The sequence below is a fragment of the Pseudomonas sp. BIGb0381 genome (assembly GCF_024809815.1).
Taxonomy (GTDB): Bacteria; Pseudomonadota; Gammaproteobacteria; order Pseudomonadales; family Pseudomonadaceae; genus Aquipseudomonas.
Genome location: NZ_JANUEN010000005.1, coordinates 57457 through 81041, shown reverse-complemented (window position 1 = coordinate 81041; position 23585 = coordinate 57457). Strand labels below are relative to the sequence as shown.

The following is a 23585-nucleotide window of genomic DNA, read 5'->3' as shown; positions in this document are numbered from 1 at the left end:
ACAACCTTACTTCAACTTGGCAATCGCCGCGTTGAGGGTGTTGCTTGGGCGCATGGCCTTGCTGGTCAGCTCTGGGTTCGGCGCGTAGTAGCCGCCGATGTCCACTGGCTTGCCCTGTACGGCATTGAGCTCGGCAACGATGGTTGCTTCGTTCGCGGCCAGGGTCTTGGCCAGTTCGCTGAATTGACCTTGCAGTGCAGTGTCTTCGGTCTGGGCGGCCAGGGCTTGGGCCCAGTAAAGCGCCAGGTAGAAGTGGCTGCCGCGGTTGTCGATGTTGCCGACTTTGCGCGATGGCGACTTGTTGTTGTCGAGGAACTGGCCGGTGGCCTGGTCCAGGGTCTTGGACAGTACCAGGGCTTTCGGGTTGTTGTACGTCACACCCAAATGCTCGAGGGAAGCAGCCAGGGCCAGGAACTCGCCCAGGGAGTCCCAGCGCAGGAAGTTCTCTTCCAACAGCTGTTGCACGTGCTTCGGAGCCGAACCGCCGGCGCCGGTTTCGAACAGGCCACCGCCATTCATCAGCGGCACGATCGACAGCATCTTGGCGCTGGTGCCCAGTTCCATGATCGGGAACAGGTCGGTCAGGTAGTCGCGCAGTACGTTGCCGGTCACCGAGATGGTGTCCAGGCCCTTGCGGGTGCGCTCCAGGGTGAACTTCATCGCGTCGACCGGCGACATGATGCGGATGTCCAGGCCTTCGGTGTTGTGGTCTTTCAGGTAAGCCTGAACCTTCTCGACAACAACGCCGTCATGTGCGCGCTTAGGGTCCAGCCAGAAGATGGCCGGGGTGTTGCTGGCGCGGGCACGGTTGACGGCCAGTTTGACCCAGTCCTGGATCGGCGCGTCTTGGGTCTGGCACATGCGGAAGATGTCGCCCGCCTCGACTTTCTGTTCCATCAGCAGGTTGCCCTTGCTGTCGGTCACGCGGACGACGCCGTCAGCCTTGACCTGGAAAGTCTTGTCGTGGGAACCGTACTCTTCGGCTTTTTTCGCCATCAGGCCAACGTTTGGCACGCTGCCCATGGTGGTAGGGTCGAAGGCGCCGTTGGCCTTGCACTCTTCGATCACCGCCTGGTAGATGGTGGCGTAGCAGCGGTCCGGGATCACGGCCTTGGTGTCGTGCAACTGGCCGTCGGTGCCCCACATTTTGCCGGAGTCACGGATCATGGCCGGCATCGAGGCGTCGACGATGACGTCGCTCGGCACGTGCAGGTTGGTGATGCCTTTGTCGGAGTTGACCATCGCCAGGGAAGGGCGGGCGGCGTAGACCGCCTGGATGTCAGCTTCGATCTGCGCTTGCTGCTCGGCCGGCAGTGCCTTGATGCGGGCGTACAGGTCGCCGATGCCGTTGTTCAGGTTGAAGCCGATCTGTGCCAGCACGTCTGCGTGCTTGGCCAGGGCGTCTTTATAGAACTCGGCAACGATCTGGCCGAACATGATCGGGTCGGAGACCTTCATCATGGTGGCTTTCAGGTGGACCGACAGCAGCACGCCTTGTTTCTTGGCGTCTTCGATTTCAGCGGCGATAAAGCTGCGCAGCGCGTTCTTGCTCAGTACGGCGCTGTCGATGATTTCGCCGGCCTTGACGTTGGTCTTTTCTTTCAGGACGGTGGTGGTGCCGTCTTGGGCGACCAGCTCGATTTTGACCGCGTCAGCGGCTTCGATCTGTACGGCTTTTTCGCTGCCGTAGAAGTCGCCGTTGCTCATGTGGGCAACGTGGGACTTGGAGTCGGCAGCCCAGGCGCCCATCTTGTGCGGGTGCTTGCGAGCGTAGTTCTTGACCGACAGCGGCGCGCGGCGGTCGGAGTTGCCTTCGCGCAGTACCGGGTTCACGGCGCTGCCCTTGACCTTGTCGTAACGTGCACGGGTTTCTTTTTCCGCGTCGGTGGTTACGGTTTCCGGGTAGTCCGGCAGGGCATAGCCCTGGGCCTGCAGTTCCTTGATCGCCGCTTGCAGCTGAGGTGTCGAGGCGCTGATGTTAGGCAGCTTGATGATGTTGGCTTCAGGGGTAACGGCCAGGTCGCCCAGTTCGGCGAGGTGGTCCGGTACGGCCTTGGTGCCCAGTTGCTCGGGGAAGCTTGCGAGGATGCGCCCTGCGAGGGAGATGTCGCGGGTTTCCACGGCAATATCAGCGGAAGCGGTGAAGGCCTCTACGATAGGCAGCAGTGAATAGGTGGCGAGGGCTGGGGCTTCGTCGGTGAAGGTGTAGATGATCTTCGAGCGGGTGGGCATATTCGGATTAACTCTCTTCTTTGCTGAAAGCGTGCGCAGAAACTCGAGATGCGCCGGGTGGAGCGCGTTCGTTCAAAGTCATCCATGAGCGAAAGGTCGAGGTTTCTTCGCGGTGATGTTGGGTTGCATCAGTCGAGCGTCAAGCGGGTGGACTATTGTATTAGTCCTGCTTTGTAGCGGAGGGCCCTGTTCCAGAGCGGTCTGCCGTCGTGACTCTTTGGTCAGCGGCGGCATTATACATAGGTCGCTATGCTTACGCCGAGCCTTCATACAAAAGGTGTGTCGTCCATTGGTCTAAAGGTCGCAGGTACCGGATTACGCCTAAAGTCGCACGATGTGCTCAAGATTGGCGCTTTTCCCTTTGCTTTCAGGCTTGTAGGCGACAATTTATGCTGTTTTCGAGGCAAATGAGCATGGCGCGAGGTTTCAGTCGCCATTTATCTGGAGTAGGCTCGGACGCAGCCAGATGTTCAATCCATAGATGGAGTTCAGCATGGGATACAAGAAGATTCAGGTTCCGGCAGTCGGCGACAAAATCACCGTCAATGCAGACCATTCTCTCAATGTTCCTGACCAACCGATCATCCCTTATATCGAAGGTGACGGTATTGGCGTCGACATCAGCCCGGTGATGATCAAGGTGGTCGACGCAGCTGTTGAAAAGGCTTACGGCGGCAAGCGCAAAATCTCGTGGATGGAGGTGTACGCCGGCGAGAAGGCGACCCAAGTCTACGACCAGGACACCTGGCTGCCCCAGGAAACCCTGGATGCGGTCAAGGATTACGTGGTGTCCATCAAGGGTCCGCTGACCACCCCGGTCGGCGGCGGCATTCGTTCGTTGAACGTGGCCCTGCGTCAGCAACTCGACCTCTACGTGTGCCTGCGCCCGGTGCGCTGGTTCGAGGGTGTGCCCAGCCCGGTCAAGAAGCCAGGCGACGTGGACATGACCATCTTTCGCGAAAACTCCGAAGATATTTACGCCGGGATCGAGTGGAAGGCCGGCTCGCCGGAAGCGACAAAGGTCATCAAGTTCCTCAAGGAGGAAATGGGCGTTACCAAGATTCGTTTCGACCAGGATTGCGGCATTGGTATCAAGCCGGTATCGCTGGAAGGCACCAAGCGCCTTGCGCGCAAGGCCCTGCAGTATGTAGTGGATAACGATCGCGACTCGCTGACCATCGTGCACAAAGGCAACATCATGAAGTTCACCGAAGGCGCCTTCAAGGAGTGGGCCTACGAAGTGGCGGCTGAGGAGTTCGGTGCGACCCTGCTGGATGGCGGTCCGTGGATGCAGTTCAAGAACCCGAAGACCGGCAAGAATGTCGTGGTCAAGGATGCCATCGCCGATGCCATGCTCCAGCAGATCCTGCTGCGTCCGGCTGAGTATGACGTGATCGCGACCCTCAACCTGAACGGCGACTACCTGTCCGACGCCCTGGCGGCAGAGGTGGGTGGTATTGGTATCGCTCCGGGTGCCAACCTGTCCGACACCGTGGCCATGTTCGAGGCGACCCACGGTACCGCGCCCAAGTATGCGGGCAAGGACCAGGTCAATCCGGGCTCATTGATCCTGTCGGCGGAAATGATGCTGCGTCATATGGGCTGGACCGAAGCGGCAGACCTGATCATCAAGGGTACCAACGGCGCTATCTCGGCCAAGACGGTGACTTATGACTTCGAGCGCCTGATGGATGGCGCGAAGCTGGTGTCGTCGTCGGGCTTTGGGGATGCGCTGATTTCGCATATGTAAAGGTGTGTCACAAAAAAACCGGCCATCCCAAGTCGATTGGGTGGCCGGTTTTTTATCGCATTTCACTCGCTTCGCGGGGGTCAGGCCGTTTGTTTCTTTTCTTTATGAGCGGTTGATGGCGTGTTTTTCTCATGTGTTTCAGCTTTCACTGCATCGATGTTCACGGCGTGCAGCCCTTTCGGTCCTTGAATGATTTCAAAGCTCACAGCTTGGCCAGCCTTCAGCGTTTTATACCCATCCATGATAATCGCTGAGTAGTGCGCAAAAAGGTCCTCGGTTTTACCCTCTTCATTAACAAAACCATATCCCTTGGCATTGTTGAACCACTTGACCTTGCCACTGATCTTGACGCCAGACATACCCATATCCCTCTGCACCAGACTCCATCACTGGAGTATCATCCAGTTTATCCGTCCTAACCCGAATAAATAAGGTTGACTGCGCGGACCTTTTTTACCCACTGTGGGTTCTATTGGTTGTAACACCGATTTGCCGATAGTCAAGGCGACCGGGTGGTCAGGAGTTGAAATTCTGACAGGTCGCCCCCACCACTGTATTTGAACCACTGACGAACCTTTCTTTCCATGCATGCAATCAGCCAGATTCGACTAACATTCAATCAGGATCGACCGGATCACGAACACGATGACGACGGTTCTGCAGGCATTGCTGTTCAGGAGGCCAAGCCTGCTTTACAGGCGCCGCCGATGTACAAGGTGGTTTTGTTCAACGATGACTACACACCGATGGATTTCGTGGTCGAAGTGCTCGAGGTGTTTTTTAACCTGAACCGCGAGTTGGCGACCAAGGTAATGCTGGCCGTTCACACAGAAGGACGGGCAGTATGTGGAGTGTTTACCCGTGACATCGCCGAGACAAAGGCCATGCAGGTCAACCAGTACGCCAGGGAAAGCCAGCATCCGCTACTCTGTGAAATCGAGAAGGACGGTTAACGCCGACCACTTGGGTATGAGGTGAAGCTATGTTAAACCGCGAGCTCGAAGTCACCCTCAATCTTGCCTTCAAGGAGGCTCGTTCGAAGCGTCATGAATTCATGACCGTCGAACACCTGCTGCTGGCACTTTTGGATAACGAAGCTGCCGCCACGGTTCTGCGTGCGTGCGGCGCCAATCTCGACAAACTCAAGCATGACCTGCAGGAGTTTATCGACTCCACCACGCCACTGATCCCCGTGCATGACGAGGACCGCGAAACCCAGCCAACCCTGGGCTTCCAGCGGGTATTGCAGCGTGCTGTTTTCCACGTACAGAGCTCCGGTAAGCGTGAAGTCACGGGCGCCAATGTGCTTGTGGCGATCTTCAGCGAACAGGAAAGCCAGGCAGTGTTCCTGCTCAAGCAGCAGAGCGTTGCCCGTATTGATGTCGTCAACTACATCGCCCACGGTATCTCCAAGGTGCCTGGGCACGGCGATCATTCCGAGGGTGAGCAGGATATGCAGGACGACGAGGGTGGTGAGTCCTCTTCTTCAAGCAACCCGCTGGATGCCTATGCCAGCAACCTCAATGAGCTGGCGCGCCAGGGGCGGATCGATCCGTTGGTGGGGCGTGAACTCGAGGTCGAGCGTGTAGCGCAGATCCTTGCGCGCCGTCGCAAGAACAATCCGTTGCTGGTGGGTGAGGCGGGCGTGGGTAAGACCGCGATTGCCGAAGGCCTGGCCAAGCGCATCGTCGACAACCAGGTGCCGGACCTGCTGGCCAACAGTGTCGTCTACTCCCTTGACCTGGGCGCGTTGCTCGCCGGGACCAAGTACCGTGGCGATTTCGAGAAGCGTTTCAAGGCCCTGCTCGGCGAGCTGAAAAAACGCCCGCAGGCGATCCTGTTCATCGACGAGATCCACACCATCATTGGTGCCGGCGCGGCATCCGGTGGGGTGATGGATGCTTCCAACCTGCTCAAGCCGTTGCTGTCGTCGGGTGATATCCGCTGCATCGGTTCGACCACCTTCCAGGAATTCCGTGGCATCTTCGAGAAAGACCGTGCCCTGGCGCGTCGCTTCCAGAAAGTCGACGTGTCCGAGCCCTCGGTTGAAGACACCATCGGCATTCTGCGCGGGCTCAAGGGGCGTTTTGAAGCGCACCACGGCATCGAGTACACCGATGAGGCGCTGCGTGCGGCCGCTGAGCTGGCGTCGCGCTACATCAATGACCGGCACATGCCGGACAAGGCCATCGACGTGATCGACGAGGCAGGGGCCTACCAGCGCCTGCAGCCGGTCGAGAAGCGTGTGAAGCGCATCGACGTACCTCAGGTCGAGGACATTGTCGCGAAAATCGCGCGGATTCCGCCAAAACACGTCAACAGTTCCGACAAGGAGCTGCTGCGTAACCTTGAGCGCGACCTCAAGCTCACCGTGTTCGGCCAGGACGCGGCGATCGACGCGTTGTCCACCGCGATCAAGCTGTCGCGTGCGGGCCTCAAGTCGCCGGACAAGCCCGTCGGTTCGTTCCTGTTCGCCGGTCCTACCGGTGTCGGCAAGACCGAGGCGGCACGGCAATTGGCCAAGGCCATGGGGATCGAGCTGGTGCGCTTCGACATGTCCGAATACATGGAGCGTCACACTGTGTCGCGCCTGATCGGTGCGCCTCCGGGCTATGTCGGTTTCGACCAGGGCGGCCTGTTGACCGAAGCGATCACCAAGCAGCCCCATTGCGTACTGCTGCTCGATGAGATCGAGAAGGCCCACCCGGAAGTCTTCAACCTGCTGCTGCAGGTAATGGACCACGGGACCCTGACCGACAACAACGGGCGCAAGGCGGACTTCCGCAATGTCATCGTGATCATGACCACCAACGCCGGTGCCGAGACGGCCGCGCGGGCTTCGATCGGCTTTACTCATCAGGATCACTCGTCTGATGCGATGGAAGTGATCAAGAAGAGCTTCACGCCGGAGTTCCGCAACCGTCTGGACACCATTATCCAATTTGGTCGCCTCAGCCATGAGGTCATCAAGAGTGTGGTGGACAAGTTCCTCACCGAGCTTCAGGCGCAGTTGGAAGACAAGCGCGTGCAGCTGGATGTCACGGAAGCGGCGCGCAGCTGGATCGCCGAAGGTGGCTACGATGCGGCAATGGGCGCTCGCCCAATGGCGCGTCTGATCCAGGACAAGATCAAGCGGCCACTGGCCGAAGAGATCCTGTTTGGCGAGCTTTCCGACCATGGTGGCGTGGTGCATATCGATCTGAAGGATGGCGAGCTGACCTTTGAGTTCGAAACCACGGCTGAAATGGCCTGATCGTTCTGCAGTAACACAAAAGGCGCCGCAAGGCGCCTTTTTGCTGTCTTGAAATGCAATTGTCAGAACAATGAAGATCCAGTGTGGGAGGGGGCAAGCCCCTCCCACAGGAACCCTCGGTGTTTGAGAAATCCCGCGCACACAAAAACGCCCGGCATAACCGGGCGTTTTGTATTGACTTGCTTAGCGAGCGCGGTAAGTGATGCGCCCTTTGCTCAAGTCATAGGGCGTCAGCTCGACGCGCACTTTGTCACCGGTAAGAATACGAATGTAGTTCTTGCGCATCTTGCCGGAGATATGCGCGGTTACGACGTGCCCATTTTCCAACTCCACACGAAACATGGTGTTGGGCAGGGTGTCGACGACAGTGCCTTCCATTTCGAAGCTGTCTTCTTTCGACATGCAGTAAAGCCCTCGGTATCCAGTGAATGGCCCGGTGCAACTGCGCCAGGCAAAAGCGGCGTGCATTGTGCCCGAAAAAGGGTGTTTAAGCCAAGGGGTTCTAGTTAAGCGTGACCCATCTTTGATTAATCAGCAGTTCTATGGGGCGATATTGGGTCTTGTAGTTCATCTTTTTGCAGTTCTTGATCCAGTATCCGAGGTACACCGCCTCGAGTTCCAGGCGCAGTGCTTCACCGATTTGCCAGAGGATCGCGAAACGCCCGAGGCTACGCCGCTCTTCGGCCGGCTCGTAGAAGGTGTAGACCGCTGACAGGCCGTTAGGCAGCAAATCGGTCACGGCGACGGCAACCAGGCGGCCGTCCGCGCGAAATTCGTAGAAGCGTGAGAACGGCAGGTCACGCACCAGGAAGGTGGAAAATTGGTCGCGGCTCGGTGGGAACATATCGCCGTCGGCGTGGCGCTGCTCGATATAGCGCTGGTACAGGTCGAAGTATTCTTCGGTGAATCGTGGTTTGGCAGCCGTCACCGTCAAGTCGGCGTTGCGCTTGAGGATGCGTTTCTGATTGCGGTCCGGTAGAAACTGCGCCACGGGGATGCGTGCCGGCACGCAGGCATTGCAGTTCTGGCAGTGGGGCCGGTACAGATGATCGCCGCTGCGCCGAAAACCCATTTCCGAGAGATCGGCATACACGTGCACATCCATTGGCTGGCTGGGGTCGAGGAACAGCGTGGTGGCCTGCTCGTCGGGCAGATAGCTGCAAGAGTGGGGTTGAGTGGCATAAAACTTCAAACGCGCCAACTCGGTCATGATCAACCCTCGGATAAGCTTTGAAATAAGTGTAAGCCAGGTGCGCGGATGTCGCCTAAGAAACCCATGGCCCGCAATTGCGTTGGTCCAGGTGGTCGCGTAGGAAGCCGGCAAATTCACTGCGAGGAATGGCGCGAGCACCCAGGCTATGCAGGTGATCATTGGGCATTTGGCAATCGATCAGTGCAAAGCCCCAGGCCTGTAGTTGCCGTGTGAGTGTAGCGAAGCCGAATTTTGAGGCATTGTCGGCACGGCTGAACATGGATTCGCCAAAAAACAGCTGGCCCATCGCCAGGCCATACAGTCCGCCCACCAGCACGCCCTCGTCCCATACCTCGACCGAGTGCGCATAGCCGCGCTGATGCAGTTCCAGGTAGGCGCGCTGGATACCTTCGGTGATCCAGGTGCCATCAGCATACGCGCGCGGCGCGGCGCACGCTTGGATGACGGCGGCAAAGTCCTGGTCGAAGGTCACGGTGTAGCGCTGCTGGCGCAATAGTTTGCCCAGGCTGCGGGAGACATGCAGTTCGTCGGGGAATATCACGGTGCGCGGGTCCGGCGACCACCAGAGGATCGGCTGGCCCTCGGAGAACCAGGGAAAGCAGCCGTGGCGGTAGGCTTGCACCAGTCGTTCGGCCGACAGGTCGCCACCGGCGGCGAGCAGGCCATTGGGTTCGCGCATGGCCTTGGCCAGCGGGGGGAATGTCAGTGAGTCGCGTTGTAACCAGGTCAGCATGGCATCCAGGCTTACGGAAGGGGAGGGGAGTGGCAGGCGGATCGCCTGCCCCAAGGGGTGTGATTATTGTCGACGCAGCGCTGTGGGGCCAGTCCGAATCGGCTGTTGACGTGCATAAGCATGAGCGGGTGTTTCTGCAACTCTCTGCGTGAGGCGTGGTCGTAATCGGGTCTGGCCCATGCAGGCCATTTGCCAAGCTTGCCTGGATTGGTAAAAACAGCTCATAAGCCTTTGTCAGCAAAGACAATGCATGCTCAAATTGAACATGTTGTGACACGCAATTGGCTATGCTGCTCTAAGAAAGCCAAGTGGCGTGGCAACAGGAACACAAACCCGTACAATGCGGCCATTGTGGCGTTATCTCCATTTCATCCAGCAATCGCCCAGTGTTAAAAGTAGATTCCACGACGTTCGTTCATTTTTCAGCTGCTCGGATTGGGCAGTATTTGCACTTATTCAACAGATGGACGCGCTAACAGGCGCAGGAAAAGACCCGTTTTGAAGAAATCCGCCGCAACACCTAAAGCAGCCATCGTGCCGGCCTGGCGTCAGCACCTGCACTATCGACTCAAGGAAGGCGCGCTGATCGCTATCGGCGCCCTGTGCCTGTTCCTGATGATGGCCTTGCTCACCTATGGCAAGGACGATCCGGGCTGGAGCCACAACAGCAAGATCGAAGACGTGCAGAACTTCGGTGGGCCTGCCGGCTCCTACAGCGCCGATATCCTGTTCATGGTGCTGGGTTATTTCGCTTACATTTTCCCCTTGCTGCTGGCGATCAAGACCTGGCAGATCTTCCGCCAGCGCCACGAGCCGTGGCAGTGGAGCGGCTGGCTGTTTTCCTGGCGCCTGATCGGCCTGGTGTTCCTGGTGCTGTCGGGTGCCGCCCTGGCGCATATTCATTTCCATGCACCCACCGGCCTGCCGGCGGGCGCGGGCGGGGCGCTGGGCGAAAGCCTCGGCGACCTGGCGCGCAAGACCCTGAATATCCAGGGCAGCACCCTGATGTTCATCGCGCTGTTCCTGTTCGGCCTCACGGTGTTCACCGACCTGTCGTGGTTCAAGGTGATGGACGTGACCGGTAAGATCACCCTTGACCTGCTGGAGTTGTTCCAGGGTGCCGCCAACCGCTGGTGGGCCGCCCGTGTCGAGCGCAAGCGCATGGTGGCGCAGTTGCGTGAGGTGGACACCCGCGTCAACGAAGTGGTGGCACCAAGCACACCGGACCGCCGTGAGCAGGCCAAGGTCAAGGAGCGCCTGATCGAACGCGAGCAGGCCCTGAGCAAGCACATGTCGGACCGCGAGAAACAGGTGCCGCCGGTAATCGCCCCGGCGCCGCCCAAGCCGGCCGAGCCTAGCCACCGCGTGCAGAAAGAGAAACAGGCGCCGTTGTTTGTCGACAGCGCCGTGGAAGGCACCTTGCCGCCGATCTCGATCCTCGACCCGGCCGAAAAGAAACAACTCAACTATTCCCCCGAGTCCCTGGCGGCCGTCGGCCATTTGCTGGAAATCAAACTCAAGGAGTTCGGCGTCGAAGTGTCGGTGGACTCGATTCACCCCGGCCCGGTGATTACCCGTTACGAAATCCAGCCGGCCGCTGGCGTAAAAGTCAGCCGCATTTCCAACCTGGCCAAAGACCTGGCGCGCTCCCTGGCCGTGACCAGCGTGCGCGTGGTGGAAGTGATCCCCGGCAAGACCACCGTGGGTATCGAGATTCCCAACGAAGACCGCCAGATCGTGCGGTTCTCCGAAGTGCTGTCGACGCCCGAGTACGACAACTTCAAGTCGCCGGTCACCCTGGCCCTGGGCCACGACATCGGCGGCAAGCCGGTGATCACCGACCTTGCAAAAATGCCTCACCTGCTCGTGGCCGGTACCACCGGTTCGGGTAAATCGGTGGGCGTGAACGCGATGATCCTGTCGATCCTGTTCAAGTCCGGCCCGGAAGACGCCAAGCTGATCATGATCGACCCGAAGATGCTCGAGCTGTCGATCTACGAAGGCATTCCGCACCTGCTCTGCCCTGTGGTCACCGACATGAAGGACGCCGCCAACGCCCTGCGCTGGAGCGTTGCCGAGATGGAACGCCGCTACAAGCTGATGGCGAAGATGGGCGTGCGTAACCTGTCGGGCTTCAACGCCAAGGTCAAGGAAGCCCAGGACGCCGGCACGCCGCTGACCGACCCGCTGTACAAGCGCGAAAGTATCCATGACGAAGCACCGCTGCTGAGCAAGCTGCCGACCATCGTGGTGGTGGTCGATGAGTTTGCCGACATGATGATGATCGTCGGCAAGAAGGTCGAAGAGCTGATCGCGCGTATCGCCCAGAAGGCCCGTGCCGCCGGTATCCACTTGATCCTTGCCACCCAGCGTCCGTCGGTGGATGTGATCACCGGCCTGATCAAGGCCAACATCCCGACCCGCATGGCGTTCCAGGTGTCGAGCAAGATCGACTCACGGACCATCATCGACCAGGGCGGCGCCGAGCAACTGCTGGGCCACGGTGACATGCTCTACATGCCGCCCGGCACCAGTCTGCCGATCCGCGTTCACGGTGCCTTCGTGTCCGATGATGAAGTACACCGCGTGGTGGAAGCCTGGAAGCTGCGTGGCGCGCCCGAATACAACGACGACATCCTTGCCGGTGTTGAAGAGGCCGGCAGTGGCTTCGACGGTGGCAGCAGCGGTGGTGACGATGATGCCGAGACCGATGCGCTGTACGACGAAGCGGTGGCCTTCGTGCTGGAAAGCCGCCGTGCCTCGATTTCTGCGGTGCAGCGCAAGCTCAAGATTGGCTACAACCGCGCCGCGCGCATGATCGAGGCTATGGAAAACGCTGGCGTCGTCACCGCAATGAACACCAACGGCTCGCGCGAAGTCCTTGCTCCTGGGCAGGCGCGCGACTGATTCCGTGCCGCGTGGCAGCACGCGGCGCGCCCTTACGACTCAATGAGGACTCCCATGCGTCTTATCCGCATGCTGTTGTTGCCGGCACTGGCCCTGACCGCTGTTTCGGCCCACGCTGACCCGGCCTCCGTTGCCAGCCTGAAAAACTTGTTGGACAAATCCCAGACCCTGACTGCGCGCTTCTCCCAGCTCACGCTGGATGCCGGCGGTACCCAGCTGCAGGAAACCGCTGGCGAGATGGCCGTGCAGCGCCCAGGGCTGTTCTACTGGCACACGGAAGGCAAGGCCGAGCAGACCATCGTCTCGGACGGCCAGAAAGTCACCCTGTGGGACCCGGACCTGGAGCAGGCGACCATCAAGAAGCTGGACCCGCGCCTGAACCAGACTCCGGCGCTGCTGCTTTCGGGCGACGTGTCGAAAATCAACGACAGCTTCGACATCACCTCCAAGCAGACCAGCAACGTGATCGAGTTCACCCTCAAGCCGAAATCCAAGGACACGCTGTTTGACACGTTGTCCCTGTCGTTCGGCAACGGCGTGATCAATAACATGCGCCTGGTCGACAGCGTCGGTCAGCGCACCGATATCCTGTTCTCCGGGGTCAAGGCCAACCAGCCGGTACCGGCGTCCAAGTTCAAGTTCGACATCCCCAAGGGTGCCGACGTGATCCAGGAATAAACTCCCCAGAGGTTTCAAGCGCTGCCCATGGATCTGTTTCGAAGTGACCCGATTGCCCAGCCTTTGGCCGCGCGCTTGCGCTCGACCAACCTGGATGAGTACGTCGGTCAGGAACACCTGCTCGCTCGCGGCAAGCCGTTGCGCGAAGCCCTGGAGCAGGGTGCGCTGCACTCGATGATTTTCTGGGGGCCGCCGGGCGTGGGTAAGACCACCCTGGCGCGGCTGCTGGCAAAGGTCTCGGATGCGCACTTCGAAACGGTCTCGGCCGTGCTGGCCGGGGTCAAGGAGATCCGCCAGGCCGTCGAGGTGGCCAAACAGCAGGCCGGGCAGTACGGCAAGCGCACCATCCTGTTTGTCGATGAAGTGCATCGCTTCAACAAGTCGCAGCAGGATGCATTCCTGCCCTATGTCGAGGACGGCACGCTGATTTTTATCGGTGCGACCACCGAGAACCCTTCCTTCGAATTGAATAACGCCTTGCTCTCGCGTGCGCGGGTCTATGTGCTTAAAAGCCTGGACGAAGCCGCGATGCAAAAGCTGTTGCACCGCGCCCTGAGCGAAGACAAGGGTCTGGGCAAGCGCCAGCTGAGTCTCAGCGACGAAGGCTTCAAGATCCTGCTTACCGCCGCCGACGGCGACGGTCGGCGCTTTCTCAACCTGCTGGAGAACGCCTCCGACCTGGCCGAAGACGGCAGCGAGATTGGCGTCGACCTGCTGCAAAGCCTGCTCGGCGATACGCGTCGGCGGTTCGACAAGGGCGGCGAAGCCTTCTACGACCAGATTTCGGCGCTGCACAAGTCCGTGCGCGGCTCCAACCCGGACGGCGCGCTGTATTGGTTTGCGCGCATGATCGACGGCGGCTGCGACCCGCTGTACCTGGCGCGGCGCGTGGTGCGCATGGCCAGTGAAGACATCGGCAACGCCGACCCGCGCGCCCTGAGCCTGTGCCTGGCTGCATGGGAGGTGCAGGAGCGCCTCGGCAGCCCGGAGGGTGAGCTGGCGGTGGCCCAGGCCATCACGTACCTGGCGTGCGCGCCGAAAAGCAATGCGGTGTACATGGGCTTCAAGTCCGCCCTGCGTGCCGCCGCTGAACATGGTTCCCTCGAAGTGCCGCTGCACCTGCGCAACGCGCCGACCAAGTTGATGAAACAACTGGGCTACGGTGATGAATACCGCTATGCCCATGATGAGCCGGACGCTTATGCCGCCGGCGAAGACTATTTCCCCGACGAGCTTGAGCCGCAGCCGTTCTACCAGCCGGTGCCCCGTGGCCTGGAGCTGAAGATCGGTGAAAAGCTCAATCACCTCGCCCAACTCGACCGCCTCAGCCCCAAACAGCGGAGAAAGTAGTGCTCAAGACGATTCTTGCCGTGTCCGCAGCCGGCATCGCTGGTACATTATTGCGTTTCGCCACCAGTACGTGGGTGAGCGCCAATTGGCCGAAGCATTTTTATGCGGCGACCCTGGCGGTCAACCTGGTGGGTTGCCTGATCATCGGGTTGCTGTACGGCTGGTTCCTGTTGCGCCCGGAAGTACCGATTGAAATTCGCACCGGCTTGATTGTCGGTTTTGTAGGCGGTCTGACGACCTTTTCATCCTTTTCACTGGATACGCTGCGCCTGCTGGAAAGCGGGCAGGCCCTGGTCGCCTTCGGGTACCTGGGCATCAGCGTGTTCGGCGGGCTGCTCGCCACCTGGGCTGGCCTGTCCTTGACCAAACTTTGATAAACGAGAGACCGACATGCTCGATTCCAAACTGTTACGTAGCAACCTTCAGGACGTAGCGGACCGCCTGGCATCCCGTGGCTTTGCCTTGGATGTTGCGCGCATCGAAGCGCTGGAAGAACAGCGCAAGACCGTCCAGACCCGCACCGAAGCACTGCAGGCTGAGCGTAATGCGCGTTCCAAATCCATCGGTCAGGCCAAGCAACGTGGCGAAGACATCGCACCGTTGATGGCGGACGTCGAGCGCATGGGCACCGAGCTGTCCGACGGCAAGGTCGAGCTGGAAGGCATTCAGTCCGAGCTGGATTCGATCCTGCTGGGCATCCCCAACCTGCCGCATGAGTCCGTGCCGATTGGCGAAGACGAAGACGGCAACGTCGAAGTGCGCCGCTGGGGCACGCCAACGGCCTTTGATTTCGAGATCAAGGACCACGTCGCCCTGGGCGAATTGACCGGTGGCCTGGATTTCGAAACCGCTGCCAAAATGTCCGGTGCGCGCTTTGCCTTGCTGCGCGGCCCGATCGCACGCATGCACCGTGCGCTGGCGCAGTTCATGATCAACCTGCACACCGGCGAGCACGGTTACGAAGAGGCTTACACCCCGTACCTGGTGCAGGCGCCGGCGCTGATGGGCACCAGCCAGCTGCCGAAGTTCGAGGAAGACCTGTTCAAGATCAGCCGCGATGGCGAAGCCGATCTGTACTTGATCCCGACCGCCGAAGTGTCGCTGACCAATATCGTTGCCGGCGAGATCCTCGATGCCAAGCAACTGCCGCTCAAGTTCGTCGCCCACAGCCCGTGTTTCCGCAGTGAAGCCGGCGCCTCGGGTCGTGACACCCGCGGCATGATCCGCCAGCACCAGTTCGACAAGGTCGAGATGGTGCAAGTGGTTGAGCCGTCGACCTCCATGGAAGCCCTGGAAGGCCTGACCGCCAACGCCGAACGCGTCCTGCAGCTGCTGGAGCTGCCGTACCGCGTCCTGGCGCTGTGCACCGGCGACATGGGCTTCAGTGCCGTGAAGACCTACGACCTCGAAGTGTGGGTACCCAGCCAGGACAAATACCGCGAGATTTCGTCGTGCTCCAACTGCGGTGATTTCCAGGCCCGGCGCATGCAGGCGCGTTTCCGTAACCCGGAAACCGGCAAGCCGGAACTGGTGCACACCCTCAACGGTTCGGGCCTGGCTGTAGGTCGCACCCTGGTGGCGGTGCTGGAAAACTACCAGCAGGCTGACGGTTCGATCCGCGTGCCTGATGTGCTCAAGCCTTACATGGCGGGCGTTGAGGTCATCCGCTAAATGGAATTTCTGCCGCTGTTTCATAACCTGCGCGGCAGTCGTGTGCTGGTCGTCGGTGGGGGGGAGATTGCCTTGCGCAAATCCCGTCTGCTGGCGGACGCCGGCGCAGTGCTGCGGGTGGTTGCTCCCCAGATTGAAGACCAGTTGCGTGAGCTGGTGCAGGGCAGTGGCGGGGAATTGATTCTGCGCGGTTATCAGGAGGCTGACCTTGAAGGCTGCACCCTGATTATCGCGGCGACCGACGACGAGCCCCTGAACGCGCAAGTCTCCAGTGATGCCAAGCGTCGTTGCGTACCGGTCAATGTAGTGGACGCGCCGGCCTTGTGCAGCGTGATCTTCCCGGCGATTGTCGACCGCTCGCCCTTGGTGATCGCGGTGTCCAGCGGCGGCGATGCGCCGGTGCTGGCGCGCTTGATCCGCGCCAAGCTGGAAACCTGGATTCCGTCCACCTACGGCCAGTTGGCCGGGCTGGCGGCTCGGTTTCGTGCCCAGGTCAAAGGCTTGTACCCGGATGTGCAGCAGCGTCGGGCGTTCTGGGAAGAAGTGTTCCAGGGGCCGATTGCCGACCGTCAGTTGGCCGGGCAGGGCGATGAGGCTGAGCGTCTGTTGATCGAAAAGGTCAACGGCGCGCCGCCTTATGCGCCGGGCGAGGTGTATCTGGTAGGTGCCGGCCCGGGCGACCCGGACCTGCTGACCTTCCGTGCCCTGCGGCTGATGCAGCAAGCCGATGTGGTGCTGTACGACCGCCTGGTGGCGCCGGCCATTCTGGAGCTGTGCCGTCGTGATGCCGAGCGTATCTACGTCGGTAAACGCCGCGCCGACCACGCCGTGCCGCAGGACCAGATCAACCAGCAACTGGTGGACCTGGCCAAGCAAGGCAAGCGCGTGCTGCGCCTCAAGGGTGGCGATCCGTTCATCTTTGGCCGTGGCGGTGAAGAAATCGAAGAACTGGCGGCCCATGGCATCCCGTTCCAGGTGGTGCCGGGTATCACCGCAGCCAGTGGTTGCGCGGCGTACGCCGGGATTCCGCTGACCCATCGTGACTATGCGCAGTCGGTACGCTTTATCACCGGGCACTTGAAAAATGGGACGTCGGACCTGCCTTGGAGTGACCTGGTAGGGCCGTCGCAGACCTTGGTGTTCTACATGGGCTTGATTGGCTTGCCGATCATCTGTGAGCAACTGATCAAGCACGGTCGCGCCGCGGATACCCCGGCGGCGTTGATCCAGCAGGGCACCACGTCCAACCAGCGCGTGTTTACCGGCACCCTGGCGGACCTGCCGCGCATGGTGGCGGAGCATGAAGTGCATGCGCCGACCTTGGTGATTGTCGGTGAGGTGGTGGTGTTGCGCGAGAAGCTGAAGTGGTTTGAAGGCGCCCAGTCACAAGTCTGAGCACCTGCACACACATCAACTGTAGGAGCGAGCTTGCTCGCGAAAATCGTCAACGATAACGCGCCCATCCTGAATGCACGCGGTGTTTTTGAGTTCTTCGCGAGCAAGCTCGCTCCTACGGGTTTTGTATCAGCTCCAAACGCCTTTGCTGGTTAGCTTCACTCGATCATGCCCGGCATCAAACGCCTGTAACGGCCCCTTCGGCACAATCCCCGTCGGGTTGATGGTGCGGTGGCTCGCATAGTAATGCCCCTTGATGTGCTCAAAATCCACCGTCTCGGCCACGCCCTGCCACTGATACATCTCCCTCAGCCAGTTCGACAAGTTCGGATAATCGGCAATCCGCCGCACATTGCATTTGAAGTGGCTGTAATACACCGCATCAAAACGAATCAGCGTGGTGAACAACCGCACATCCGCCTCGGTCAGGTACTCGCCGGCCAGGTAGCGGTGGTCGCCCAAGTGCTGTTCCAGATGGTCCAGTTCGGCAAACACATCATCAAACGCGCTTTCATACGCTTTTTGTGAGGTGGCAAAGCCTGCGCGATACACGCCATTGTTCACGGCCGGGTAGATCCGCTCGTTCAGCTCATCGATGGTCGCCCGCAGCGGCTCGGGGTAGAAGTCCAGGGTGTTGCCGGTCAGCCCGTTGAACGCGCTGTTGAACATGCGGATGATCTCCGCCGATTCATTGCTGACGATGCGGTTGAGCTGCTTGTCCCACAGCACCGGCACGGTGACGCGGCCGGTGTAGTCGGCGGTGTCGGCGGTATAGCGCTGGTGCATGAATTCGAAACCATCGAGCTTATCGCCGGTGGATCCGTGGGATTTGTCGAAGGTCCAGCCGTTTTCCAGCATCAGCCAGCTGACCACGGACACGTCGATCAAGCTTTCCAGGCCCTTGAGCTTGCGCAGGATCAGGGTGCGGTGGGCCCATGGACAAGCCAGGGACACGTAGAGGTGGTAGCGACCGGCCTCGGCCTTGAAGCCGCCTTCGCCGCTGGGCCCGGGCTGGCCATCGGCGGTCACCCAGTGGCGGCGCTGTGCCTGTTCCCGCTGGAAAGCGCCATCTGCACTACTTTCGTACCACTGGTCTTTCCAGTGTCCTTCGATCAGCAAACCCATGACTGGCTCCTTGACTAATAAGCGTTGGAGCCCAGTCTAAAGGGATGAGTTCGAACTAAAAGCGCAAAGACCGGGCGCGAATCATCGATTAAATCGATTTGTCCCGCGCATCCCAGTAGTGCCGGGCCAATTCGAACGCCTGTTCCCGTGAGTGGCCGAGGCCGCGCAAGGCCAGGGCCATGGTGGCGATCAGCGCCAGTTGCGGGTAGCTGTCCTCTACGTCGCCGCGCCATACCGCCTTCAAGTGTTCAGGCTCCAGGGTTGCCGGCTTGACGTGGCGCTGGTCGGAGAGGGCGGGCCATTCTTCATCCCAGCTTTCGCCACCGGTGGTGCCGTAGAGGTGGCTGATGGTGTCAGGGTTGATCTCGACTTCGCCGCCGTCGCCCTTCACCACGATCACATGATCGCCAAGCAGGCCGCTGGCATCGCGATGCACGCCCTGGTAACCCGGGTGGAAGATGCTTTGCAGGCCGCAGCGCGCGTTCAGCGGGTTGAGCAGGCGCGCCAGGGAGTGGATCGGCGAGCGCAGGCCCAGGGTGTTGCGCAGGTCGATCATGCGTTGCAGTTGCGGCGCCCAATCGCCCAGCGGGATAAACGCCAGGTTGCCTTGCTCAAACGCGGTCCCGACCTGCTGCCAATTGCGGCACAGGGGGATTTGCAGGGTTTGCAGCAATTGTTCGGTGTACAGCCGGCCCGCCGTGTGTGCGCCGCCGCCGTGCATGAGGATGCGCACACCATTTTGCGCCAGGCACTTGGCGGCCAGCAGGAACCAAGGCAGGTGACGCTTCTTGCCGGCGTAGGTCGGCCAGTCGACATCCACATTCAGTGCCGGGGCGTTCAGGCGTTCACGCACGGCTTCGGTAAAACCGGCGAGTTCTTCCGGGCTTTCTTCCTTGTGGCGCAGCAGCATCAGGAAGGCGCCGAGCTGGGTGTCTTCGACTTTTTCGTCGAGCAGCATGCCCATGGCTTCACGGGCCTCGTCGCGGGTGAGGTTGCGCGCGCCGCGCTTGCCTTTGCCCAGGATGCGCACGAACTGCGCAAACGGATGCTCGGCAGGGGTTTCAAGGGTCAGTGGGGCAAAGTCGGTCATAAGCAATTCGTCGGCCGGGGCAGGCCCGCCAGCTTGGCGGCGAGTTTCGCGGGAGTGCCGTTGAACAGTGTGTTGAGGTGCAGGCTGTTGCCCTTTTGCGGGCCGAGCTTCAAGGCGGTGTACTTGATCAGCGGGCGCGTGGCGGGGGACAGCTGGAATTCGGCATAGAACTGGCGCAGCAGTTCGAGGATCTGCCAATGATCCGAGGTCAATTCCAGGCCTTCGGCGGCGGCCAGGGCGTTGGCCACTTCAGGGGACCATTCGTTCAGGTCGACGAGGTAACCGTCCTTGTCCAGATCCAGGGTGCGCGCGCCTACGGTCAGGGTGTTCATAGCCAGGTGTTGACCTTGCTGTACTCGAGCGACAGCTGCACGAAACCCGGGTAGTCCACGCTGTCGGCCCAGTCGGGTAGCGGCAGATTGCGCGCTTGCATGTCTTCGGCCAACACAAAGACCTTCGCCCCCTTGGTGTGCAGGGCCGGGTTGTGCAGCCCATAGGCGCCATCGCCGCAGAGCAGGATCGCATCCTCGGCGCCACAGATACGCAGGCAGCTGTCGAGGCGGTTATCAGTAAAAGGGGAGTGAGACACCACATGTAAAGTCGACATCAAAGGGTTATCACCTGATCGTAACGGTCAATCAGCCTGGAGATCGCTTCGCTGTCCAGCGGCTGGGCATTGGACGGCTGCTTCAGCCCGCGCTCACCCAGGCTGTGGCTGCAGGCGAACACGTCATCGATGCCGAACAGGCCCAATGCCTGCAGGTTGGCGCTGAGGTCTTTTTGCTGCACGGCCTTGGCGTCCTGGTGCGGCGCCAGTTGGAACACGCCGTCATCCATGAACAGCACGCCGATCGGCAGATCAAACGCGCCCCCGGCCAGCACTATATCCAGCGCTTCGCGCGCGCTCGGCCCGGACCATGGCGCCTGGCGGCTGATCACTAACAAGGATTTGGACATGTCACGGCCCTCCAAAACAGATCAGGCGGTCGGCGGCCTGGGCGGCGTCATGCAATTGCCCCAGGCCCGATAACGCCCAGGGTGCATCCAGGTTGACCGCGCTGCGTTGATAGCGCGTGGCTTCTTCCTGGTTAAGCACGCCACGGCGCAAGGCGGCAGCGATGCACACCACGCCGTCGAGTTGATGTGTGCTGACAAACTCACGCCATTGGCGGGCGATGTCCTGCTCATCCTGGGGGGCAACGATGTTATTGGCGGCGCTGTAGACGCCGTCCTGATAGAAAAACAGCCGCACAATCTCATGCCCGCCGGCCAACGCCGCCTGTGCAAACAGCAGGGCGCGGCGCGAGGAGGGCGCGTGGGCGGCGGAAAACAGTGCAATCGCAAACTTCATGGAACTCTCTGCAAGCAAACGTGGGCCAATGATAAAGCCGCCGCCACGAAAAAGCCCGCCATGATCAAAACGGTCACCTTCGATGATCGTTCTGACGATTGCCGGTAGGCGCCAGGCTGCCTAGTCTGTGTGAATTCGAAACCCAAATGGAGTCCCCATGTCAGGTCCCTTGGCGTCCCTCAAAGTGCTGGATTTTTCCACCTTGCTGCCTGGCCCGTTCGCATCGTTGATGCTGGCGGACATGGGCGCCGAGGTACTGCGGATCGAATCCCCCACGCGCGTGGACCTGCTGCGGGTGCTGCCGCCCCATGACCAGGGGACTTCGGCCAGCCATGCCTACCTTAATCGCAATAAACGCAGCCTGGCGCTGGATTTGAAACAGCTCGAAGGCCTGGAGATCGTGCGCGAACTGGTCAAGAACTACGACATTGTCCTCGAACAATTTCGCCCCGGGGTGATGGAGCGCCTGGGCCTGGGTTACGAGGCGCTGAAGGCGATCAACCCGCGGCTGATTTATGTGTCGATCACCGGTTACGGCCAGACCGGGCCCTATAAGGATCGCGCCGGGCATGACATCAATTATCTGGCGTTGGCCGGGGTGGCCAGCTACACCGGGCGCCAGGACAGCGGACCGTTGCCACTGGGCGTGCAGTTGGCGGACGTGGGCGGCGGTTCGCTGCATGCGGTGGTGGGGCTGCTCGCTGCCGTCATCGCGCGGCAGCAAAGTGGGGTCGGGCAATACCTGGATGTGAGCATGGCCGATTGCTCGTTCAGCCTGAATGCCATGGCCGGCGCGGGTTACCTGGCGTGTGGTGTGGAGCCGGAATGGGAGGGCCATGTGCTCAATGGTGGGAGTTTCTACGATTACTACCGCTCGCGAGATGGGCGCTGGATGTCGGTGGGCAGCCTGGAACCGGCTTTCATGCAGCCGTTGTGTGAAGCGTTGGGGCGCCCGGAGTTGGCCGCGCAGGGCTTGAAGCCTGAGCAGCAGCCGGCGCTTAAGCAGGCCTTGCAGGTAGAGTTCGAGAAGCGCAGTTTCGAGGAATTGTGCGAGCTGTTTGCCGGGGTGGATGCCTGCGTGGAGCCTGTGCTGACGCTCAGCGAAGCCGTGGCCCATCCGCAGTTGAAGGCGCGGGCTCTGGTCAGCGAGGTGCCCAGGGGGGATGGCTCGAGCCAGGCGCAGATTGCCTGCCCGTTGAAGTTTTCGGAAGGGTTGCCAGCCCCCCGGCACATTGGCGTCGTCGTGGGCGCGCACAGTGATGAAGTGTTGGCGGAGCTGGGCTTGAGCCCGCAGCGCATCAGCGAGCTGCGCAGCTCCAAGGTGATTATGTAGTGGCTGGGCGGACGCTATCGGGAGCAAGCCCCCTCCCACATTCAGGCCTGTGAATACGATCAAAATGTAGGAGGGAGCTTGCTCCCGATGAGGCCTTTATTCCACCCTGGTTTCGCCGGTAAACACCAATGTCTGCCGACAGCGCCGACACAGGTACCGCCGCCCCTGAGCCACCATGCCATGGCGCTGCGATGAGAACGGAAAGTCACTCTCGGCACATGGGCAACGGTAGATATAGCGGGTCACCTGGCGACGCTTCACGGCATAGGTGTGGCAACGATCCGGCGGCAGTTCGTAAACCCCGCGCATGATCAGTTGCCATTCCTCACCATGGGGCTGGATTCGCTCGCCAAACAATTGGTGGGCAATCAGGTGCGCCACCTCATGGGCCACGGTCTGTTTCAGGAAGTGTTGGCTGTTTTCTCGGTACAACTGTGGGTTGAAGCGCAGCAGGTTCTCGTGCAAATGCGCGACACCGGCCTTCTGGCCCCGCAGCTTGAGGCTGACCTGGGGGCGTTTGAAGCTTCGTTTGAAAAAGGATTCGGCTTGCAGGAAACAATCTTCGACGCGGGTATTGAGTTGCTCGGGCATGCTGTACATATCTCCAGAGACGTCCAGTATGCCGCAAAACCGAGTGTTTCCGAATCTGTCAGGCGCCGAATGGTCATCCATCACGTACAAAGCCACCTTGCGGTGGCCTTGCCTTCACCATTGAACGGTCAGTTAGTGTAGATCGGTCCTACGCCCAGTCCCCAGACAATCACGGTAAACGCCATGATCGCCACCAGCACCACCAGCCCTACGGCCAGTATCGAACTGGAAAACAGGAAGCCTTCATCCGGGTCGATGCTCATGAAGGTCGGTACGCCGACATACAGCAGGTACACCGTGTAGCAAATCGCTGCAGTGCCCACCACCATGCCCAGCCACATATGCGGGTAGAGCGCCGCCAGCCCGCCGATAAACAACGGTGTCGCAGTGTAGGTGGCAAAGGCCACGCACCGCGCCATGCTGGGGTTGGCATCGTAAGTGCGGGCCATCCAGTGAATGAACGCACCCATCACCGCCACGCCGCCGAGCATGGCCGCATACGACATGAGGGTCATCCACAGCGCACTTTCCTGGGTCAACATGACCGGGGAGCGGTTGCCGATGACCCAGCCGACCTGGGTGGTACCGATAAAGGCTGATACGGCGGGGATCGCCGCGAGAATCAGGGTGTGAGTGAGGTACATGTGGCCGATGCTTTCTTCTTTATCGCCACGAATTTCCCGCCATTCCTGGTCGGGATGGGTAAACAGCCCCACGACGTGATGGATCATGCCAGTCACTCCTGTCGTTATTACCATCGCCCCCCATCGGAGCGCCTACGGGCCAAATGGCCACAAAGGTCTGGATATATGTGTGCGACCTCAAGTCGCAGTATAGGAAGGGATGACCGGAATAACTGTAGGGCCTTTAGAGCAAATTGCGCTGTAAACATGGGGCCTAATCGCGGCGGGGT

The 23585-nt window shown here is 60.3% G+C and carries 23 protein-coding genes; 10 read left to right on the top strand and 13 right to left on the bottom strand.

Translation table 11 applies throughout. The annotated features are described in order from the left end of the window. Positions 1 to 6: 6 nt before the first annotated feature. Entirely contained in the window at positions 7 to 2232 is a 2226-nt protein-coding gene (locus M2397_RS15570) for an NADP-dependent isocitrate dehydrogenase (protein WP_259243949.1), read from the bottom strand. 493 nt (positions 2233 to 2725) lie between these two features. On the opposite strand from M2397_RS15570, the gene icd reads away from it, so the two are divergent. Then, positions 2726 to 3982 (top strand): NADP-dependent isocitrate dehydrogenase, encoded by a 1257-nt coding sequence (gene icd, locus M2397_RS15565; protein ID WP_027606337.1) that lies wholly within the window; start codon positions 2726 to 2728, stop codon positions 3980 to 3982. 80 nt (positions 3983 to 4062) lie between these two features. Here icd and cspD read toward each other — a convergent pair whose 3' ends face one another. Further along, positions 4063 to 4341 (bottom strand): cold shock domain-containing protein CspD, encoded by a 279-nt coding sequence (cspD, locus tag M2397_RS15560; protein ID WP_131698056.1) that lies wholly within the window; start codon positions 4339 to 4341, stop codon positions 4063 to 4065. A gap of 225 nt (positions 4342 to 4566) precedes the next feature. On the opposite strand from cspD, the gene clpS reads away from it, so the two are divergent. Together clpS and clpA are read left to right on the top strand one after the other, a co-directional pair. Then, positions 4567 to 4935, top strand: coding sequence for an ATP-dependent Clp protease adapter ClpS (gene clpS, locus M2397_RS15555; protein WP_010567912.1), 369 nt, complete (start codon positions 4567 to 4569; stop codon positions 4933 to 4935). A gap of 29 nt (positions 4936 to 4964) precedes the next feature. Then, on the top strand, positions 4965 to 7235 hold the full coding sequence (clpA, locus tag M2397_RS15550) for an ATP-dependent Clp protease ATP-binding subunit ClpA (RefSeq protein ID WP_053128508.1): 2271 nt from the start codon (positions 4965 to 4967) through the stop codon (positions 7233 to 7235). A gap of 183 nt (positions 7236 to 7418) precedes the next feature. Here the strand turns inward: clpA and infA are convergent, their stop codons facing one another. From infA to aat, 3 genes are all read right to left on the bottom strand, one after another. Further along, a complete protein-coding gene (gene infA, locus M2397_RS15545; protein WP_002553999.1) occupies positions 7419 to 7637 on the bottom strand; it encodes a translation initiation factor IF-1 in 219 nt (72 codons plus the stop codon). Between the two features lie 100 nt (positions 7638 to 7737). Next, a complete protein-coding gene (locus M2397_RS15540) occupies positions 7738 to 8445 on the bottom strand; it encodes an arginyltransferase (protein WP_053128509.1) in 708 nt (235 codons plus the stop codon). Positions 8446 to 8500: 55 nt separating this feature from the next. Further along, positions 8501 to 9181 (bottom strand): leucyl/phenylalanyl-tRNA--protein transferase, encoded by a 681-nt coding sequence (gene aat / locus M2397_RS15535; protein ID WP_131698055.1) that lies wholly within the window; start codon positions 9179 to 9181, stop codon positions 8501 to 8503. Between the two features lie 498 nt (positions 9182 to 9679). Between aat and M2397_RS15530 the strand changes: the two genes are divergently transcribed. Genes M2397_RS15530 through cysG form a run of 6 tightly spaced genes read left to right on the top strand, consistent with a single transcriptional unit; the run spans position 9680 to position 17182 of the window. Next, the gene (locus tag M2397_RS15530) at positions 9680 to 12088 is read left to right on the top strand and encodes a DNA translocase FtsK (protein ID WP_131698054.1); all 2409 of its coding nucleotides are present in this window, start codon (positions 9680 to 9682) and stop codon (positions 12086 to 12088) included. A 54-nt stretch (positions 12089 to 12142) separates the two neighbouring features. Beyond that, entirely contained in the window at positions 12143 to 12766 is a 624-nt protein-coding gene (lolA, locus tag M2397_RS15525) for an outer membrane lipoprotein chaperone LolA (protein ID WP_016975527.1), read from the top strand. 27 nt (positions 12767 to 12793) lie between these two features. Next, entirely contained in the window at positions 12794 to 14116 is a 1323-nt protein-coding gene (locus M2397_RS15520) for a replication-associated recombination protein A (RefSeq protein WP_131698053.1), read from the top strand. After that, positions 14116 to 14490: a fluoride efflux transporter CrcB gene (crcB, locus tag M2397_RS15515; RefSeq protein ID WP_131698052.1), complete on the top strand. Its 375-nt coding sequence runs from the start codon at positions 14116 to 14118 to the stop codon at positions 14488 to 14490. Before M2397_RS15520 ends, crcB begins: the two co-directional genes overlap by 1 nt. A gap of 16 nt (positions 14491 to 14506) precedes the next feature. Beyond that, a complete protein-coding gene (gene serS, locus M2397_RS15510; protein WP_259243943.1) occupies positions 14507 to 15787 on the top strand; it encodes a serine--tRNA ligase in 1281 nt (426 codons plus the stop codon). Continuing rightward, a complete protein-coding gene (gene cysG, locus M2397_RS15505; protein WP_253491074.1) occupies positions 15788 to 17182 on the top strand; it encodes a siroheme synthase CysG in 1395 nt (464 codons plus the stop codon). Positions 17183 to 17311: 129 nt separating this feature from the next. Here the strand turns inward: cysG and M2397_RS15500 are convergent, their stop codons facing one another. From M2397_RS15500 to tusD, 6 genes are all read right to left on the bottom strand, one after another. Then, entirely contained in the window at positions 17312 to 18307 is a 996-nt protein-coding gene (locus M2397_RS15500) for a glutathione S-transferase family protein (protein WP_259243941.1), read from the bottom strand. Between the two features lie 88 nt (positions 18308 to 18395). Beyond that, entirely contained in the window at positions 18396 to 19397 is a 1002-nt protein-coding gene (locus tag M2397_RS15495; RefSeq protein WP_131698049.1) for a glycosyl transferase family protein, read from the bottom strand. Next, positions 19394 to 19729, bottom strand: a complete 336-nt coding sequence (locus M2397_RS15490; RefSeq protein ID WP_259243940.1) for a TusE/DsrC/DsvC family sulfur relay protein — start codon at positions 19727 to 19729, stop codon at positions 19394 to 19396. Before M2397_RS15490 ends, M2397_RS15495 begins: the two co-directional genes overlap by 4 nt. Then, on the bottom strand, positions 19726 to 20004 hold the full coding sequence (gene tusB, locus M2397_RS15485) for a sulfurtransferase complex subunit TusB (protein WP_259243937.1): 279 nt from the start codon (positions 20002 to 20004) through the stop codon (positions 19726 to 19728). Before tusB ends, M2397_RS15490 begins: the two co-directional genes overlap by 4 nt. After that, positions 20004 to 20354, bottom strand: coding sequence for a sulfurtransferase complex subunit TusC (gene tusC, locus M2397_RS15480; RefSeq protein WP_259243935.1), 351 nt, complete (start codon positions 20352 to 20354; stop codon positions 20004 to 20006). The genes tusB and tusC overlap by 1 nt, the downstream gene beginning before the upstream one ends. Before the next feature lies 1 nt (position 20355). After that, positions 20356 to 20748 (bottom strand): sulfurtransferase complex subunit TusD, encoded by a 393-nt coding sequence (tusD, locus tag M2397_RS15475; protein WP_167655658.1) that lies wholly within the window; start codon positions 20746 to 20748, stop codon positions 20356 to 20358. 157 nt (positions 20749 to 20905) lie between these two features. Between tusD and M2397_RS15470 the strand changes: the two genes are divergently transcribed. Then, on the top strand, positions 20906 to 22081 hold the full coding sequence (locus tag M2397_RS15470) for a CaiB/BaiF CoA-transferase family protein (RefSeq protein ID WP_259243933.1): 1176 nt from the start codon (positions 20906 to 20908) through the stop codon (positions 22079 to 22081). Positions 22082 to 22177: 96 nt separating this feature from the next. Here M2397_RS15470 and M2397_RS15465 read toward each other — a convergent pair whose 3' ends face one another. Continuing rightward, positions 22178 to 22672 carry a SprT family zinc-dependent metalloprotease gene (locus M2397_RS15465; RefSeq protein WP_145337668.1) on the bottom strand — a complete coding sequence of 165 codons (495 nt, stop codon included), beginning with the start codon at positions 22670 to 22672 and terminating at the stop codon, positions 22178 to 22180. Positions 22673 to 22800: 128 nt separating this feature from the next. Beyond that, complete coding sequence (locus M2397_RS15460; protein ID WP_027606356.1) at positions 22801 to 23403, bottom strand: Yip1 family protein; 603 nt, start codon at positions 23401 to 23403, stop codon at positions 22801 to 22803. Positions 23404 to 23585 lie beyond the last annotated feature (182 nt).

What these genes read in the sequence shown, in the direction of transcription:
- M2397_RS15570 (WP_259243949.1), bottom strand. Translation starts at nt 2,232, where the DNA reads ATGCCCACCCGCTCGAAGATCATCTACACCTTCACCGACGAAGCCCCA.
- icd (WP_027606337.1), top strand. Translation starts at nt 2,726, where the DNA reads ATGGGATACAAGAAGATTCAGGTTCCGGCAGTCGGCGACAAAATCACC.
- cspD (WP_131698056.1), bottom strand. Translation starts at nt 4,341, where the DNA reads ATGTCTGGCGTCAAGATCAGTGGCAAGGTCAAGTGGTTCAACAATGCC.
- clpS (WP_010567912.1), top strand. Translation starts at nt 4,567, where the DNA reads ATGCATGCAATCAGCCAGATTCGACTAACATTCAATCAGGATCGACCG.
- clpA (WP_053128508.1), top strand. Translation starts at nt 4,965, where the DNA reads ATGTTAAACCGCGAGCTCGAAGTCACCCTCAATCTTGCCTTCAAGGAG.
- infA (WP_002553999.1), bottom strand. Translation starts at nt 7,637, where the DNA reads ATGTCGAAAGAAGACAGCTTCGAAATGGAAGGCACTGTCGTCGACACC.
- M2397_RS15540 (WP_053128509.1), bottom strand. Translation starts at nt 8,445, where the DNA reads ATGACCGAGTTGGCGCGTTTGAAGTTTTATGCCACTCAACCCCACTCT.
- aat (WP_131698055.1), bottom strand. Translation starts at nt 9,181, where the DNA reads ATGCTGACCTGGTTACAACGCGACTCACTGACATTCCCCCCGCTGGCC.
- lolA (WP_016975527.1), top strand. Translation starts at nt 12,143, where the DNA reads ATGCGTCTTATCCGCATGCTGTTGTTGCCGGCACTGGCCCTGACCGCT.
- M2397_RS15520 (WP_131698053.1), top strand. Translation starts at nt 12,794, where the DNA reads ATGGATCTGTTTCGAAGTGACCCGATTGCCCAGCCTTTGGCCGCGCGC.
- serS (WP_259243943.1), top strand. Translation starts at nt 14,507, where the DNA reads ATGCTCGATTCCAAACTGTTACGTAGCAACCTTCAGGACGTAGCGGAC.
- cysG (WP_253491074.1), top strand. Translation starts at nt 15,788, where the DNA reads ATGGAATTTCTGCCGCTGTTTCATAACCTGCGCGGCAGTCGTGTGCTG.
- M2397_RS15500 (WP_259243941.1), bottom strand. Translation starts at nt 18,307, where the DNA reads ATGGGTTTGCTGATCGAAGGACACTGGAAAGACCAGTGGTACGAAAGT.
- M2397_RS15495 (WP_131698049.1), bottom strand. Translation starts at nt 19,397, where the DNA reads ATGACCGACTTTGCCCCACTGACCCTTGAAACCCCTGCCGAGCATCCG.
- M2397_RS15490 (WP_259243940.1), bottom strand. Translation starts at nt 19,729, where the DNA reads ATGAACACCCTGACCGTAGGCGCGCGCACCCTGGATCTGGACAAGGAC.
- tusB (WP_259243937.1), bottom strand. Translation starts at nt 20,004, where the DNA reads ATGTCGACTTTACATGTGGTGTCTCACTCCCCTTTTACTGATAACCGC.
- tusC (WP_259243935.1), bottom strand. Translation starts at nt 20,354, where the DNA reads ATGTCCAAATCCTTGTTAGTGATCAGCCGCCAGGCGCCATGGTCCGGG.
- tusD (WP_167655658.1), bottom strand. Translation starts at nt 20,748, where the DNA reads ATGAAGTTTGCGATTGCACTGTTTTCCGCCGCCCACGCGCCCTCCTCG.
- M2397_RS15470 (WP_259243933.1), top strand. Translation starts at nt 20,906, where the DNA reads ATGTCAGGTCCCTTGGCGTCCCTCAAAGTGCTGGATTTTTCCACCTTG.
- M2397_RS15465 (WP_145337668.1), bottom strand. Translation starts at nt 22,672, where the DNA reads ATGCCCGAGCAACTCAATACCCGCGTCGAAGATTGTTTCCTGCAAGCC.
- M2397_RS15460 (WP_027606356.1), bottom strand. Translation starts at nt 23,403, where the DNA reads ATGATCCATCACGTCGTGGGGCTGTTTACCCATCCCGACCAGGAATGG.